General features: G+C 71.5%; 15 protein-coding genes and 1 pseudogene. 8 read left to right on the forward strand and 8 right to left on the reverse strand.

Translation table 11 applies throughout. From position 1 onward, the window contains the following. Positions 1-28 precede the first annotated feature (28 nt). The gene (locus AAH991_RS15520; protein ID WP_346226515.1) at positions 29-523 is read right to left on the reverse strand and encodes an ATP-binding protein; all 495 of its coding nucleotides are present in this window, start codon (positions 521-523) and stop codon (positions 29-31) included. 219 nt (positions 524-742) lie between these two features. On the opposite strand from AAH991_RS15520, the gene AAH991_RS15525 reads away from it, so the two are divergent. Then, positions 743-1,645, forward strand: a complete 903-nt coding sequence (locus AAH991_RS15525; RefSeq protein WP_346226516.1) for a Sco1979 family transcriptional regulator — start codon at positions 743-745, stop codon at positions 1,643-1,645. Position 1,646: 1 nt separating this feature from the next. Here the strand turns inward: AAH991_RS15525 and AAH991_RS15530 are convergent, their stop codons facing one another. The 3 genes and pseudogenes from AAH991_RS15530 to AAH991_RS15540 all read right to left on the reverse strand — a co-directional run. Next, complete coding sequence (locus AAH991_RS15530) at positions 1,647-2,555, reverse strand: LysR family transcriptional regulator (RefSeq protein WP_346226517.1); 909 nt, start codon at positions 2,553-2,555, stop codon at positions 1,647-1,649. A gap of 70 nt (positions 2,556-2,625) precedes the next feature. Then, complete coding sequence (locus AAH991_RS15535; protein WP_346226518.1) at positions 2,626-3,354, reverse strand: ABC transporter permease; 729 nt, start codon at positions 3,352-3,354, stop codon at positions 2,626-2,628. A gap of 71 nt (positions 3,355-3,425) precedes the next feature. Beyond that, a pseudogene (locus AAH991_RS15540) lies at positions 3,426-4,094 on the reverse strand (ABC transporter ATP-binding protein); the annotation flags it as partial. Positions 4,095-4,159: 65 nt separating this feature from the next. Here AAH991_RS15540 and AAH991_RS15545 point away from each other — a divergent pair. Further along, positions 4,160-4,792, forward strand: coding sequence for a TetR/AcrR family transcriptional regulator (locus AAH991_RS15545; protein ID WP_346226520.1), 633 nt, complete (start codon positions 4,160-4,162; stop codon positions 4,790-4,792). 115 nt (positions 4,793-4,907) lie between these two features. Here AAH991_RS15545 and AAH991_RS15550 read toward each other — a convergent pair whose 3' ends face one another. Then, positions 4,908-5,561: a hypothetical protein gene (locus tag AAH991_RS15550; protein WP_346226521.1), complete on the reverse strand. Its 654-nt coding sequence runs from the start codon at positions 5,559-5,561 to the stop codon at positions 4,908-4,910. A 172-nt stretch (positions 5,562-5,733) separates the two neighbouring features. Continuing rightward, on the reverse strand, positions 5,734-6,435 hold the full coding sequence (locus tag AAH991_RS15555) for a TetR/AcrR family transcriptional regulator (protein ID WP_346226522.1): 702 nt from the start codon (positions 6,433-6,435) through the stop codon (positions 5,734-5,736). Between the two features lie 100 nt (positions 6,436-6,535). Here AAH991_RS15555 and AAH991_RS15560 point away from each other — a divergent pair, with 100 nt between their 5' ends. Together AAH991_RS15560 and AAH991_RS15565 are read left to right on the forward strand one after the other, a co-directional pair. Continuing rightward, positions 6,536-7,552, forward strand: coding sequence for a DMT family transporter (locus AAH991_RS15560; protein ID WP_346226523.1), 1,017 nt, complete (start codon positions 6,536-6,538; stop codon positions 7,550-7,552). Positions 7,553-7,566: 14 nt separating this feature from the next. Continuing rightward, positions 7,567-8,253, forward strand: a complete 687-nt coding sequence (locus AAH991_RS15565; protein WP_346226524.1) for a DsbA family oxidoreductase — start codon at positions 7,567-7,569, stop codon at positions 8,251-8,253. Positions 8,254-8,297: 44 nt separating this feature from the next. On the opposite strand, the gene AAH991_RS15570 is transcribed toward AAH991_RS15565, so the two are convergent. Beyond that, positions 8,298-8,954: a class I SAM-dependent methyltransferase gene (locus AAH991_RS15570; protein ID WP_346226525.1), complete on the reverse strand. Its 657-nt coding sequence runs from the start codon at positions 8,952-8,954 to the stop codon at positions 8,298-8,300. A 124-nt stretch (positions 8,955-9,078) separates the two neighbouring features. On the opposite strand from AAH991_RS15570, the gene AAH991_RS15575 reads away from it, so the two are divergent. The 3 genes from AAH991_RS15575 (at position 9,079) to rocD (ending at position 11,691) form a co-directional block, all read left to right on the forward strand. Then, the gene (locus tag AAH991_RS15575) at positions 9,079-9,528 is read left to right on the forward strand and encodes an Lrp/AsnC family transcriptional regulator (protein ID WP_346226526.1); all 450 of its coding nucleotides are present in this window, start codon (positions 9,079-9,081) and stop codon (positions 9,526-9,528) included. A gap of 106 nt (positions 9,529-9,634) precedes the next feature. After that, positions 9,635-10,489 carry a dimethylargininase gene (ddaH, locus tag AAH991_RS15580; protein ID WP_346226527.1) on the forward strand — a complete coding sequence of 285 codons (855 nt, stop codon included), beginning with the start codon at positions 9,635-9,637 and terminating at the stop codon, positions 10,487-10,489. Next, a complete protein-coding gene (rocD, locus tag AAH991_RS15585; RefSeq protein WP_346226528.1) occupies positions 10,486-11,691 on the forward strand; it encodes an ornithine--oxo-acid transaminase in 1,206 nt (401 codons plus the stop codon). The genes ddaH and rocD overlap by 4 nt, the downstream gene beginning before the upstream one ends. Here rocD and AAH991_RS15590 read toward each other — a convergent pair. Further along, a complete protein-coding gene (locus AAH991_RS15590) occupies positions 11,660-13,243 on the reverse strand; it encodes an alkaline phosphatase D family protein (protein ID WP_346226529.1) in 1,584 nt (527 codons plus the stop codon). The genes rocD and AAH991_RS15590 overlap by 32 nt on opposite strands. A 234-nt stretch (positions 13,244-13,477) precedes the next feature. Here AAH991_RS15590 and AAH991_RS15595 point away from each other — a divergent pair, with 234 nt between their 5' ends. Beyond that, complete coding sequence (locus AAH991_RS15595) at positions 13,478-14,794, forward strand: Glu/Leu/Phe/Val family dehydrogenase (protein WP_346226530.1); 1,317 nt, start codon at positions 13,478-13,480, stop codon at positions 14,792-14,794. Positions 14,795-14,804: the final 10 nt, after the last annotated feature.

The following is a 14,804-nucleotide window of genomic DNA, read 5'->3' on the forward strand; positions in this document are numbered from 1 at the left end:
CGACCGGCTCACGGGGCCGATCGATCGGTCAGGAGGCCGGCGAGGCGTCGAACAGCGCCCACACCACCTTGCCGCCGCCACGGGTCAGGACCCATCCCCACGCCGCCGTCAGCGCCTCGACCAGATGCAGCCCGCGGCCCGACTCCGACAGGTCGCTCCAGGGCGAGACCGCGGGCACCCGGGCGCTGGCGTCACTCACTCCGCAGCCGACATGAAACCGGTGCTTCACCAGCCTCAACCGGATGGGCGGGGCGTCCGCTGGACCGCCGGGAGCGTGCCGCAGCGCGTTGGTCACCAACTCCGACACCACGATTTGCGCGTCCGGCACGAGATCGGGGACCCCCCACCCGCACAGCGTCCTGGCGGTGAAATCACGCGCGGCGGCGGCGGACGTGGTGCGCCCGTGGAAGGTGCACGTCGCCGACGGAGGCAGGGACAAGCCGGCGACGTCGTCCCGCTCGAACGTCGAGGTCAACCACGTAGGCGCCGTCGCGGCTCCCGGGCCCGCCAGGTCTGCAGTCATCGCCGATCCCTCAGGTCTCACTCATTACATGATGTGAATTTCCCTGCCGTCGTGTATCTTGCCCTGTGCCTTGCGGATGCAAGCACGCATGCACGTGCAAATGTCGTAGGCCCCCGACTTTCTGTCGAAGTTTCCAGAAAAGACGACCTCACCCCGCTCCGGTAGGATGATCAATCCGATTGGTTCACCAGGAATTCTTCCGGAGCGTATGGAGCCCACGTGAACGGACAGGCGGGCAGCACCGCCCCCGCACCGGCGGCCGGGATCGCCCGCGGCGGCCCGACGGCCCTGCGGCTTCTGCTGGGGGCCCAGCTCAGGCGGCTGCGCCGGGAGAGCGGCATCACCCCCGAGAAGGCGGCCCGCGCCATCCGCGCGTCGCACGCCAAGATCAGCAGGCTCGAGCTCGGCCGGGTCGGCTTCAAGGAGCGGGACGTCGCCGACCTGCTCACGCTCTACGGCATGACCGACCCCGACGACCGGGCCGTGCTGCTCGACCTGGCGCGGCAGGCGAACATCCCCGGCTGGTGGCACAAGTACAGCGACGTGCTGCCGGGCTGGTTCGAGTTCTACGTCGGCCTGGAGGAGGCGGCGTCCGTCATCCGCTGTTACGAGCTGCAGTACGTCCCCGGGCTGCTGCAGACGCCGGAGTACGCGCGGGCCCTCGTCCTGCGCGGCAGCATGGGGCGGTCGGCCGACGACGTCGACCGGCACGTCGACCTGCGGATGCGCCGGCAGGAACGGCTGACGGGCCCCGAAGCCGCGACCCTGTGGGCCGTGATGGACGAGGGCGCGCTGCGCCGCCCGATCGGCGGCCGGAAGGTCATGCGGGCTCAACTGGAGCACCTCATCGAGGTGACCAGGCAGCCGAACATCACGCTGCAGATCGTGCCGTTCGACCACGGCGGGCACGCCGCGTGCGGGGGGCCTTTCACGATCCTGCGCTTCGACGCGCCCGAGCTGCCCGACGTCGTCTACCTGGAACAGCTCACCAGCGCCCTCTACCTGGACAAGGCCGAGGACACCGAGGCGTACACGCAGGTGATGAACGCGGTGTGCGTGGACGCCCGGCCGGCCACCCACACCGGTGCGTTCCTGGAGGGGCTGCTCGCCGACCTCGGGTGAACTACCCGCCGGAGAAGAACGCCTGGCAGGTCTCGGCGAAGGCGACCGCACGCGCGGTGGGCCGCACCCCGCGTACCGAGGCGAGCACGACGTCGAGCGTGGGCACGTCGTCGCTGATGGGGACGCACGCGACCCGGCCGCCGTCGTAGGTCTGGTCGCTCTCGGCCCGCTGGTTGAGTATCGAGTAGCCGTGCCCGCCGGCCACCAGCGAGCGCGCCGTCTCGTAGCTCGACGTGCGGAACCGCACGCGCGGCTCGGTGGGATAGATGGTCCGGAAGTAGTCGCGGCTGCGCGGCAGGTCCAGCAGGATCATCGGCTCGGCCGCCAGCTCCGCCAGCGACACGGCCTCCGCCCGGGCCAGCGGGTGCTCCGGCGGCAGCAGCGCGTACGGCCTGGCCCGGGTGAGCGGCCGGATGTCGAGGTCGAGGGCGAGGTCGATGGCGTAGACGAGGGCGACCTCGCACCGCCCGTCGAGCAGGGCCGACTCCATGGTGGAGATCTCGCCCTCCGCGACGCTGACCCGCACCCCCGGATACCGCCCGGCGAACGCGCGCAGCAACCGGGACAGGTAGAACGGCGCGAGCGTGGTCAGGCAGCCGACGGCGAGTTCACCGGTCAGCGACCCCGCCAGGCCGCGGGCCGACTGGGCGAGCGCCGCGGCGTGGGACAGGAACTCCCGGGCCTCGACGAGGAAGCGCTCGCCCGCGCGGGTCAGCGACAGGCCGCGGGCGTGGTGGCGGATCAGGAGCTGGACCCCCAGCTCCCGCTCCACCTGGGCGATGGCGGCCGAGATCGCCGACTGCGCCACCATGAGTTCTCTGCTGGCCGCGGTCATGCTGCCGAGCTCGGCCGCGGTTACGAAGTAACGCAGCTGGACGAGGGTGAAGTTGACGTCCGCCACGCCCCCCATTGTGACCGTCTCAGTGCCCGGCGGCGCCCGCAAACCGGTATGAAGTTCGAATGCCTTTCCCTGGCCCTGATCAGGCGTTTTCTCGTTGAAAACGGCTGGTGCCCAGAGCGACGCCCACAACGGCGAAGCCCAGGCACACGACGACCCCCCACAACAGGGCGGACGACGCGTAGGAACCGGCGAAGAGGGCGCGCAGCCCCTCGACCGCGTACCGGAACGGCGTGAGCCGCGACACCACGTCCAGCCAGGCCGGGGCGAGCGACATCGGCAGCAGCGCGCCCGACAGCAGCATCAGCGGGATGACCACGGTGGACATCACGGGGGCGAACAGCTCCTGCCGCATCGTGAGCGCCGCCGCGTACGACAGCGACGCCATGCCGACGGACAGCACGGTGACCAGCAGCAGGGCGGCGAGCACCCCCGCCAGCGGCGCCCGCAGCCCCAGCGCCCAGGCCGCCACGACGATCACCACGGCCTGGATCAGCAGCACCACGCTGTCCCTGAGCACCCGGCCGAGCAGCAGCGTCACCCGGCTCACCGGCGTGACCCGCAGCCGTTCGAGCACGCCGAACCGGTGGTCGAAGACGATGCTGAAGCCGGCCATGCCCGCGCTCGTCAGCCCGAGCTGCACCAGCAGGCCGGGCACGAGGACGGCCCACGACCCCACACCGCTGCGGGCGAACAGCGGGCCGAAGAGCACGAGGTAGAGGAACGGCTGCAGGGCGCCGAAGGCCAGGCTGAACTTGTTGCCGAACGAGGCGCGCAGATAGTGGCCGGTCAGAGCGGCGAGGGCGGTCACGCGGCGGCCCCCTCGCGCAGCTCGCGGCCGGTGACGGCGAGGAAGACGTCGTCGAGTGTGCGCGCGCCGTGCTCGGACTTCAGCTCGTCCGGAGTGCCCCCGGCGACGATCCGGCCGTGGTCGATGATCAGAACCCGGTCGCAGAGCGCGTCGGCCTCCTCCAGATAGTGGGTCGTGAGGAAGACCGTCAGCCCGTCCCTCTCGCGCAGCCGCCGCACGTGGTCCCACAGGTTGGCGCGGCTCTGCGGGTCGAGCCCGGTCGTGGGCTCGTCGAGGAAGAGCAGCGCGGGCCGGTGGAGCAGGCCCATCGCGATGTCCAGCCGGCGCTTCTGACCGCCCGACATCGTGACCGTCGTACGCTCCTCGACCCCGGGCAGGTCGAGCTCGGCGAGCAGGGCGGTCACCCGCTCGCGGGCCTCCTCCCTGGTCAGGCCGTAAAGGCGGGCCTGGAGCACGAGCTCCTCCCCGACCGGCGAGAACGGGGCGAACGCGCCGCCCTGGGCGACGTAGCCGATGCGGCGGCGCACGGCCGCGGGGTCGGCGAACAGGTCGGCGCCCGCGACCGTGGCGGTGCCGGACGTCGGGCGCAGCAGCGTGGTCAGCATCCGCAGCGTGGTGGTCTTGCCCGCGCCGTTCGGTCCGAGGAAACCGACGATCTCCCCCGCGGAGACGTCGAGATCTATCCCCCGGACGGCCTCGACCGCGCCGAACGTCTTGGTGAGCCCTCTGGCGTGAATCATGCCAAGTAGAGTAACACCAAAATTGGGGTCACTTAAAGATTGCGTTCGCCCCTTACAATCGAGGCATGGAAGAGGGCCTGCGGGAGCGGAAGAAGCGGGAGACCCGGCAGCGCATCGCGGACATCGCGATGGGGCTGTTCCTGCAACGGGGCTTCGACAACGTCACGGTGGCCGAGGTCGCCAGGGCCGCCGACGTGTCGGTCAACACCGTCTTCAACTACTTCCGGACGAAGGAGGACCTGTTCCTCGACCGCGGCGAGGAGACCGAGGACCTGCTGGCCCGCGCCGTGCGCGAGCGCCGCGCGGGCGAGACGGCGGTCGAAGCGGTGCGGCGCGACTTCTTCGAGGCCCTCGACGCGGGCGACTGGCGTTACGGGATGAGCGAGGGCCTGGACCTGTTCACGCAGCGGGTGCGGGAGAGCACGTCCCTGCAGTCACGCGTGCGCATGCTGGACGTCAACCGGGAGGAGCGGCTGGCGAGGACGCTCGCGGAGGACGCCGACGCCGAGCCCGACGACCTGACTCCCTGGCTGGTGGCGGCGCAGATCTGCGCCGTCGTGCGGGCGCTGACCCGTCACTTCGCGATGCGGCAGATGGCCGGCGAGGACCCCGCGCTGATCAGGGCCGACATCAGGAACCACGCCGAGCGCGCCTTCGAGCTGCTGGAGCACGGGGTCGGCGACTACTGCACCCGGTAGGACACGTCGCCGCCGGCCGCCGCTTCCCGCGTCGCCGCCGTTCCCGTCGTCCGTGCGGGGGGACGCCGGACCGGATCAGTGACGTGGCGCTCTCGTCCGGCTGGTCACGCCCGGTTCACGAGGGAGCCGCCGAGGCGCAGGAATCCATCCACCACCAGCCCTCACCGAGGGGAACGACCGGGCAGATCTGCATGCCGAAACCGTCGTAGCGCCCGGAGGCTTCTCCCGCGAAATGGGCGAAACCGATGGAGTCATCCGGGATGCCGATCCAGTCGGGAATGTACAAGATCGGTTGGCCACCGCTGTAGCCGAGGGTGGCCACGCGGCAGTTGGCCGACAGGTAGCACAGCAGACCGGGCAGTTCAGGACCGTAATAGGCGTCCTGCCCGGTCACTGGCAGCCTCCCCTGCCGGGACAGCTCGACCACCCGACCGAACGCCGGCCTTTCCACGAAAAATCGTATCTGCGCACGCAGAGCCGGATCGGCCCACGAGACCGGGCCGGACGCCAGTCCCAGGACCATCAGGACCAGCCCGATCACGATCGGGATCGGACGGCGCCCCAGCCCCAGCACGACCATCATGGGCAGGCAGACGGCCAAGAGCACCAGATATGCCGCGCCCTCCGCGAAGACTCCGAACAGCCACAACGCGCTGTAGACGGGGCCCCGGTGCAGTTCCAGTGCCGCCATCGCGACCGCGGCGGCCGCCATGACCAGGAGGGGGATGACCGCGGGGCGCGTGACGCCGGGCTCCTTCGAGGAGATCATCCGCCACATGCTAAGCACAATGCGTGCAGAATCCGTGATGCTTTCGGGGAGAACGGCGCACGACGCAGGAGGCCGGAGCGGAGCCTACCGCCGACGGCGAATTCGAGCCCGCGGATAGTGTCCTCGATTCAACGAGGCGCCGTCTGGGCCACGCGTGACGAGGCGTGGCCCGTCAGACACGACCGGGGTCGTGTCCCGCCAGGCGGCGGGCGCTCCACACCAGCGCCTCGGTGACGCGGGCCTGCGACAGGCCCATCGTGTGCCGCTGGAACTGGTAGACCTCGGGCGCGAGCGGCGCCAGCACGGCGTCGGTCATCGCGTCGGGGTCCGGGACCCCCGCCTCGGTCAGCAGCATCCGCACATGCATGCGCCAGAAGCGGTAGGCGCCGGTGCCGAATCGCGCGCTCCCGGTCTCGGCCCCCAGGACGAGGTGCAGGTGACGCTCCAGCAGGTCGGTCATGGCGATGTGGAACGCGGCGAGCCGGTCGGCCGGTGCGGCTCCCGGCCCGAGCGGCGGCGGCCCGCTCAGGATGTGCTCCTGCACCTGCCGCTCGTGTTCGTCGAGCAGGGCGGTCGCGATCGACGCGGGGTCCGGATAGCGCCGGTAGAGCGTGGCCCGGCCCACCCCCGCCGCCTTGGCGATCTCGTCCATCGTGACGTGCCTGGCGTCCCTCGTCGCGAACAGCTCTTCCGCCGCTTTCAGGACCCGCATGCGGTTGCGCGCGGCGTCCGCCCGTTCCCGCACCGGCGCCGGCCGGCCCGTCTCGAGGTCCAGCACAGGCAGTTCCCGATCACCGCCGATCGGGACGGCCCCCTCCGGGGGAACGCGGCCGTTCGCCCCGTTCCCGCCGGTACCCGTCAACCCGTTGGCCATGAGGACATGATAGCCCTCGCGCCAGCCATGTGGACATTGTGTCCGGTTCTCGCTTACGCTCATCTGGACATAATGTCCACTTAGGTCGTAGGGGACTGCCATGTATGCCCTGTTCCTCGCCTCGGCGCTGCTGGCCGGCTGCCTGCTGGCCGTGCAGGCCTCAGCGAATCTCCAGCTCAACAAGGCCGTCGGCACGCCGTACGGCGCCTCGACCCTGCAGTTGAGCGTGGCGACCGCCCTGCTGGCGCTTCTCGCGGTCGCCGCCGGCGCGGTCGGCGCGGTCCGCCTCGTGCCGGGCGTTCCGGTCTGGCACCTGCTCGGGGGTCTCGCCAGCCCGCTCTACATCACCAGCGGGATCCTGCTCTTCCCCCGCCTCGGCGCTCTGGCGGCGGCCGGGCTGTTCGTGACCGGCCAGATGTTCGCGTCGCTGGGGCTCGACCTGTTCGGCCTGCTCGGCGTCGCGCGCAAGCCGCCGAGCCTCGGCATCGCGCTCGGCGCGCTCGCGGTCCTGGCCGGCATCACCGTGATCATCCGTGGGCAGCGCCCGGCCCCGTCCGCCTCGGGACCGGCGCCCGGGGCCCCGGGCGGCCCCGCCGGCCGGGCGGGGACCGCGACCCTCACCGCCCCGGCCATCCCGCGCGTACGCCGGGCGGGCGGCCTCGGCCAGGGCGGCTGGATCCTGCTGGGCATCGTCGCGGGCGCGGTCCTGCCCGTGCAGGGCGCGGTCAACGCCGCGCTGCGCGAGGACATCCACGAGCCGATCGCGACCGCGATGATCAGCTTCATCGTGGCCACGCTCACCATCGCCGCGGTGCTGACCGTCCTGCTGGCGACGCGCCGCACCCCGCGGCCGCGAATCGGCGGGCTGCGCACCATGCCCTGGTGGGGCTGGCTCGGCGGCGCCTGCGCCGCGGCGTACGTCACCGCGACCTTCACGCTCATCCCCGCGGTCGGCGCCGCCACCACCGTGGCGCTGACCGTGACCGGTCAGCAGCTCGCCTCGGCCGTGATCGACAATCACGGGCTCCTGCGGCTGCCCCGCCGCCCGCTCACCGCACCGCGCCTGTCGGGTCTCGCCCTGCTCATCGCAGGCTCGGTGCTCGTCCAGCTCACCTGACAAGGAGAACGCCGATGACGACGACACCGGCCCCGGAGCCCGGCACCATCATCATCTTCTCCGACATCTGGTGCTCCTTCGCGCACATCGCGGTGCACCGGCTCCACAGGACCCGGGAACGGCTCGGCCTGACCGGCCGGGTCCGGTTCGACCACCGCGCCTTCCCTCTGGAACTGCTCAACGACGCGCCGAGCCCCCGGCCGGGGACCGACAGCGAGGTGGCCCGGATGGCCTCGCTCGAACCCGGCGCGGGATGGCAGCTGTGGCAGGCGAAGGACTGGCTGTACCCGTCCACCACCCTGCCCGCGCTGGAGGCCGTCCAGGCGGCCAAGGAGCAGGGCTTCACCGCTTCGGAGCAGCTCGACCTCGCGCTGCGGAGGGCCTTTTGGGCCGAGTCGCGGTGCATCAGCCACCGCAAGGTCATCCTGGACGCCGCCGCGTCCACCCGCGTCGTGGACGTGCCCGCGCTGGCGGCCGCCCTCGACGACGGCCGGGCACGCGGAGCGCTGTCGGAGCAGGCCGCCGTCGCGGCGACCGACCGGGTGGACTGCAGCCCGCACCTGTTCCTGCCGGACGGCACGGACCACGCCAACCCCGGCATCGAGGTCGGCTGGTCCGGCGGGTACGGCATCGGCTGGCCCGTCGTCTCCTCCGACGATCCGGGCGTGTTCGAAGACATCCTCAATCGGGCCGTCGCCTGACCGGAGCACCCTCCCGGAGGAACAGGACCCGGGCGCCCCGCGGGCTAGACACGGGCGATGAGCGCGTAGCGTTCATCGCCCACCGGGCGCCCCCACAGGTCGGGATCGCCGCTGAGCGGTTCGACACGCACGTCGGCGACGAGCGGCCGCACCGCGTCGGCCAGGTCGGCGGCGGTGACGCCGAAGCCCCAGGGCAGCGATTCGGCGCCCGGCACGTAGGGCTGTCCGGACTGCCCGGCCTCGCCCCAGCGGCCCTCGATCAGCACCAGCCGGCCGTTCGCGCGGAGCCGGGCGACCCATCCACGCAGCGCGGCGTGGGGGTCGGGCAGGGTCCAGATCAGGTGCCGGCAGAGCAGCATGTCGAACCGATCATCGCCGACGGGCGGGACGACCGCGTCGCCCACCAGGAAACGTCCGGCGAGCCCGGCGCCGGCGAACTTCGCCCGGGCCTGCTCGATCATCCGCGGTGCCAGGTCGACACCGGTCACGCGATGCCCGGCCACGGCCAGCAACGCCGACAGCGAGCCGGTGCCGCACCCGAGGTCGAGGATGTCGGCGGGGCGGGAGGGCGCCCACGCGCGCAGCAGGCGCTCCCAGGCGGCATGCGTGTGATCGGCCCGCAGGCCGTGGTCGGGCTCGTCGTCGAAGGCGTCGGCGGCGGCGTCCCAGTAGCTGGTGATCGCGGACGTGAGCTCGGTCATGGCGCAATGCTCTCAACCGCCACCGACAATCCGTAACTTTGATCACCTCGCGGATGTCAGCGCGGACGGGGTGACGCGCCGGGCGCGAGGGCATGCCGGACGCGGCGGCTGTATACAGTTCCACGTGAAGTTGGACGAGCTCGATCGCGCCATCATCCGGGCCCTCGTCGAGGACGCCCGAGCGACGTACGCCGAGATAGGCGCTCAAGTGGGGCTGTCGGCTCCGGCCGTGAAGAGGCGGGTCGACCGGCTCGTCGCCAGTGGCGCGATCACCGGCTTCAGCGCCCGGGTGGAGCCGTCGGCCCTCGGCTGGACCACCGAGGCGTACGTCGAGCTGTACTGCCGGGGCAAGACCTCCCCCACGGAGATCGGCCTGGCCGTGTCCCGGCATCCCGAGGTCGTCTCGGCCTGCACGGTCACCGGCGAGGCGGACGCGTTGCTGCACATCCGCGCGACCGACGTACGGCACGTCGAGCGGGTGATCGAACGCCTTGCGGCCGAGCCGTTCGTGGTACGCACCAAGAGCTCGATCGTGCTGTCCCGGCTGATTAACGGATCGCCGCAAAACGGGTGAAGGACGCAACCGATCCGCATGTGACCGCAACGCGGGCGCATTGGATTGTCGTCTCCGGATTCCTACGCTGAAGTCCCGTTCACCGGTTTCCCGCTTGGAGTCCACGATGACGCTCGCGCCAGCCACCGAGACCACAGAGAGTGGTCGCACGGGTACGGTCCGGCATTTCCTGATGTGCCGGCCCGAATTCTTCACGGTTTCGTATTCCATCAACCCATGGATGCACCCGGAGAAGGAGACCGACACCGCACGGGCGCTGCGGCAGTGGGAGAGCCTCCGGCAGGCGTACGAGAGCCTGGGCCACACCGTCAGCCTGATCGACCCGATCGAGGGCCTGCCGGACATGGTGTTCGCCGCGAACGGCGCGCTCGTGGTCGACGGACGGGTCTACGGCGCCAGGTTCGCCCACCCTCAGCGTGCCGCCGAGGGCCCCGCCTACCTGCGGTGGTTCGCCGAGCGGGGATACGAGACACTGGAGGCGTCCTTCACCAACGAGGGCGAGGGCGACTACCTGACGCTCGACGAGATGATCCTGGCCGGGACGGGCTTCCGCACCGACGTGGCGGCGCACATGGAGGCCCAGGAGTTCCTCGGCCGCCCGGTCGTCACACTGCGCCTGGTCGACCCGAGGTTCTACCACCTCGACACCGCCCTGTTCCCGCTGGACGGCCACAACGTGGCGTACTACCCGGAGGCGTTCAGCGAGGGCAGCAGGAAGGTGCTGCGGCGGCTGTTCCCCGACGCCGTGATCGCCACGTCCGCGGACGCGGAGGTGCTGGGCCTCAACGCGGTGAGCGACGGCCGGAACGTCGTCGTCAACGCCGAGGCGACCGGGCTGATCCTGGAACTGAAGCGCCGCGGCTTCGAGGTCGTCCCGGTCGACCTCGGCGAGCTGCGCAAGTCCGGCGGCGGCCCCAAGTGCTGCACCCTCGAGATCCGGCCGAGCAGGGAGATCCGATGAGGACCGAGGAGTTCATCAGGCTCAGCGAGAGCCACAGCGCGCACAACTACCACCCGCTGCCGGTCGTGATCAGCTCCGCCGAGGGGGCCTGGGTCACCGACGTGGAGGGCAAGCGGTATCTCGACTGCCTGGCCGGCTACTCCTCGCTGAACTTCGGCCACGGCAACCCCGAGATCCTCGCGGCCGCGCGCGAGCAGCTCGACCGGCTGACGCTGACCAGCCGGGCGTTCTACCACGACCGCTTCGCGGCGTTCGTCACCGGCCTTGCCGAGCTGTGCGGCAAGGACATGGTCCTGCCGATGAACACCGGCGCGGAGGCCGTCGAGACCGCGATCAAGGTGGCCCGCAAGTGGGGGTACGAGGTCAAGGGCGTCGCTCCGGACCAGGCCAACATCGTCGTGATGGAGGACAACTTCCACGGCCGTACGACGACGATCGTGGGCTTCTCCACCGACCCCGAGTCGCGCGAGGGGTTCGGCCCCTTCTCCCCCGGCTTCCGGATCGTCAAGTACGGCTCGGCGGAGGCGGTCAGGGAGGCGATCGACGAGAACACCGTGGCCGTGCTGCTCGAACCGATCCAGGGCGAGGCCGGCGTGCTGGTCCCGCCGGACGGCTACCTGGCCGCGGTCCGGGAGATCTGCACCGACAACGACGTGCTGCTGGTGGCCGACGAGATCCAGTCGGGCCTCGGCCGCACCGGCGACACGTTCGCCTGCGACCACGAGCGGGTCGTACCGGACCTGTACGTCCTGGGCAAGGCCCTCGGCGGCGGCGTGGTCCCGGTCTCCGCGGTCGTCGCGAACACCGACGTCATGGGCGTGATCGGGCCCGGCCAGCACGGCTCGACCTTCGGCGGCAACCCGCTGGCGTGCGCCGTCGGCGACGCGGTCATCGGGCTGCTGAAGACCGGCGAGTATCAGGCCAGGGCCCGCGAGCTGGGCGCGTTCCTGCACGCGCGGCTGGCCGATCTGGGCCCCGGTGTGGTGGCGGTGCGCGGGCGCGGTCTGTGGGCGGGGGTCGACATCGACCCCTCGCTCGGCACGGGCCGGCAGATCAGCGAGGCGCTCCTGCGCCGCGGCGTGCTCGTGAAGGACACGCACGGCTCGACGATCCGCCTCGCGCCGCCCCTCGTCGTCTCGCGGGACGACCTGGAGTGGGCGATGGACCAGCTCAGCGCGGTGCTGCGGGAGGCTCGGGCCTGATCAGCACCGTGTCGTGGTCGCCGGTGTCGGTGAACCACGTCACCCTGGCCTCTCCGGGCGCCAGGTCGACGGCGGTCATCATGTTGGGGAACCAGGGTCCCTTGCTGATCCGCCATCGCATCGGCGTCCGGGGAAGGCCGCCCGCCCGGGCCAGCACCCCGCCGAGCACGCCCGCCAGCCCGAACGACGCCACGATGTTGGCGAAGCGCAGTGTGCGGCTGAGCGGGTTGCGGATCGGCGAGCAGACGATCTGGTGGACGCGCCCGCCGCCCCGGCGCCGTACGGACGCCATGTAGGAGTAGTGCACGTCACCCGACAGGAGCAGGACGCTCGCGGGCGGCCTGCCGCGGCCCCCCGAGGCGACCTCCAGCACCACCCGCGCGAGCTCCTCGAACGACCGGCGGAAGGCCCCCCAGTGCTCCAGGTCGAGAAACTGCCGCAGCCGCTCGCCCCACCGCGCCGCCCGGCGGCCCCAGATGCCGTCGCAGACCGCCTCGTTCCAACTCTCGACGTGATGGATGCCCGCGGGCAGCAGGATCGGCAGCGAGGACCCGACGAGCAGGTGGTCGAAGTCGCCGGTGGCGTGCTTGTCGAACCAGTCCCACTCCGCGGGGTCGAGCATCCGCCGGCGTCCCGGCTCCAGCACCCGGGCGCTGCGGCTGTCCAGCACGATCAGCCGGGTCTCGCCCAGGTCCCGGTGGTAGCTCCAGCGCACCGAGTCGGGCTCACGGTCGGCCCGCCGGGCGAAGACGTCGAGCGTCTCGTCCCCGCCGCCGGCCTTCAGCGCGGCGAGCACGGGATCGGCCGCCCGCTCGGCCGGGGGCAGGTTCCCCAGGTGCTGGTAGATGTAGTACGAGCCGAGCGCCGAGACGATGCGCCGGTCCCACCAGGGCACCTCGGCCATCTGCTCGCGCCACGCCGCCGAGGTGTTCCAGTCGTCCCTGACGTCGTGGTCGTCGAAGATCATCAGAGTGGGGACCGTGGCGAGCAGCCAGCGGACCGGAGGATCGGACCACGCCTGGCGGTACAGCTCGGCGTACTCCTCGAAGTCGACGACCTCCTGCGGGCCGTCGTTCCTGCGCCCGGCGATGAACTCCTTCATGTCCGGGGTGAGCTCGTCGGCGTACACCTGGTCTCCCAGCAGCAGGATGAGGTCGGGCCGCTCGTCCGGCGACTCCATCACGCGCAGGCCGTACGCCCGCAGGACGTCCGGGCCGTGCGTGCGCACGTACGGCTCCTCGTGCGGGACGCTGGTGCGGCAGGAGCCGAAGATCAGCCGGTCGAGGCGGGTGAGCGGCTGGATCACGCTCGGCGGCAGGTCCGCTTCCGGCCACACCCGCCGGTCGTCGAGCTCCACCTCGTAGGCCACCGGCCCGTCGACGCCGACGTCGAGCAGGGCGTAGTGGTGACCGTGCACGGTGAAGGTGCGCTCCTCCGAACAGGCGTCGCCGGCCCGCACGCGGACGGTACACGGCTCGGAGGTCTCCACCCAGACGGTCGCGGCGGCCGCGTCCACGTGACGCAGCAGCGGGCCCAGCACAAGTTCCGGCACCCACCTTGTCTACTGGCAAACCCGCCCTATCGCAAAAGCTCCCTCAAAGGCATCCCAAGTACACCAGAACGGCGAAATGTCGCCCGACGATCTCCTTATTGGCCAATATCGCGATCACAACGGCTCGCGGTTTGATCCAGATGGCGCTCCTCCAGGCCCGTCGTACGCGGTCGTCAACGTCGACGGCCCGCGGGGTCCGGGGGACGGCCTCTCTTCCGACAGGAGCACAACAGAATGACCATCACGGACTTCCCGACAACGGCGTCGGGGGTTCGGTCCCCGATCCCCGATCGGCAGACCCCCGGTGAGCGCGCCCTCACCGCCGCCCGGTTCCAGCTCGCCGAGGCGTCCCGCTTCCTCGGCCTCGACGACGGCATGCACCGCATGCTCGCCACACCTCGCCGCTCGCTGACGGTCTCCGTGCCCGTACGGCGCGAGGACGGCCGTCTGGAGGTGGTGCAGGGCCACCGCGTGCAGCACAACCTGTCGCGCGGCCCGGCCAAGGGCGGCATCCGCTTCCACCCCGCCACCGACCTCGCCGAGGTCACCGCCCTGGCCATGTGGATGACGTGGAAGTGCGCGCTCGTCGGCATCCCGTACGGCGGGGCCAAGGGCGGCGTCGCGGTGGACCCGGCCACGCTGACCACGCGCGAGCTCGAACGCGTCACCCGGCGCTACGTCAACGAGATCCTGCCGCTCATCGGCCCGGAGAAGGACATCCCCGCGCCCGACGTCGGCACCGACGAGCAGACCATGGCCTGGATCATGGACACCTACAGCGCGAACGCGGGCTATTCGGTCCCGGGCGTGGTGACCGGCAAGCCCACGGCGCTGGGCGGCTCGCTGGGCCGCGCGGGCGCGACCTCGCGCGGAGTGCAGATCGCCGCGCTGCGGGCGCTGGCCGACATGAGCGGGGCGCGCTCCCCCGAGGGCGCGACCGTGGCGGTGCAGGGCTTCGGCAAGGTGGGCGCGCTCGCCGCGCAGTACCTCGCCGACGCCGGCTGCCGTGTCGTGGCGGTCTCCGACGCGGGCGGCGCGGTCGTGCGGCCCTCCGGGCTCGACGTCGCCGCGCTGCGCGCCCACGCGGCCGAGACCGGCTCGGTCCACGGCTACCGCGAGGCCGACCGGCTCTCCCCTGGCGACCTGCTCGAACTCGGCGTGGACGTGCTGGTCCCCGCCGCGCTCGAAGGCGTGATCACGGCGGACAACGCCCCGCGCGTACGGGCCCGTCTGGTCGTGGAGGGCGCCAACGGGCCCACCACGCCCGAGGCCGACCTGATCCTGGCGGGCAACGGGGTCACGGTGGTCCCCGACATCCTGGCCAACGCCGGCGGGGTGATCGTGTCCTACCTGGAATGGGTGCAGAACACCCAGGCGTACTCCTGGAGCGCGGGCGAGGTCGAGGTGAAGCTCCGCGACCTGATGGAGAACGCCTACCGGGCGGTCGTGGAACTGGCCGCCGAGCGCGACCTCACCCTCCGCCAGGCCGCCCACGCGATCGGCGTGGGGCGGGTGGCGGAGGCCCACCGGATGCGTGGCCTCTACCCCTGACGGCCATGGA

The organism is Microbispora sp. ZYX-F-249 (genome assembly GCF_039649665.1).
GTDB lineage: Bacteria > Actinomycetota > Actinomycetes > Streptosporangiales > Streptosporangiaceae > Microbispora > Microbispora maris.

What these genes read in the sequence shown, in the direction of transcription:
- AAH991_RS15570 (WP_346226525.1), bottom strand. Translation starts at nt 8,954, where the DNA reads ATGACCGAGCTCACGTCCGCGATCACCAGCTACTGGGACGCCGCCGCC.
- AAH991_RS15520 (WP_346226515.1), bottom strand. Translation starts at nt 523, where the DNA reads ATGACTGCAGACCTGGCGGGCCCGGGAGCCGCGACGGCGCCTACGTGG.
- AAH991_RS15545 (WP_346226520.1), top strand. Translation starts at nt 4,160, where the DNA reads ATGGAAGAGGGCCTGCGGGAGCGGAAGAAGCGGGAGACCCGGCAGCGC.
- AAH991_RS15560 (WP_346226523.1), top strand. Translation starts at nt 6,536, where the DNA reads ATGTATGCCCTGTTCCTCGCCTCGGCGCTGCTGGCCGGCTGCCTGCTG.
- AAH991_RS15565 (WP_346226524.1), top strand. Translation starts at nt 7,567, where the DNA reads ATGACGACGACACCGGCCCCGGAGCCCGGCACCATCATCATCTTCTCC.
- ddaH (WP_346226527.1), top strand. Translation starts at nt 9,635, where the DNA reads ATGACGCTCGCGCCAGCCACCGAGACCACAGAGAGTGGTCGCACGGGT.
- rocD (WP_346226528.1), top strand. Translation starts at nt 10,486, where the DNA reads ATGAGGACCGAGGAGTTCATCAGGCTCAGCGAGAGCCACAGCGCGCAC.
- AAH991_RS15530 (WP_346226517.1), bottom strand. Translation starts at nt 2,555, where the DNA reads ATGGGGGGCGTGGCGGACGTCAACTTCACCCTCGTCCAGCTGCGTTAC.
- AAH991_RS15595 (WP_346226530.1), top strand. Translation starts at nt 13,478, where the DNA reads ATGACCATCACGGACTTCCCGACAACGGCGTCGGGGGTTCGGTCCCCG.
- AAH991_RS15550 (WP_346226521.1), bottom strand. Translation starts at nt 5,561, where the DNA reads ATGATCTCCTCGAAGGAGCCCGGCGTCACGCGCCCCGCGGTCATCCCC.
- AAH991_RS15555 (WP_346226522.1), bottom strand. Translation starts at nt 6,435, where the DNA reads ATGGCCAACGGGTTGACGGGTACCGGCGGGAACGGGGCGAACGGCCGC.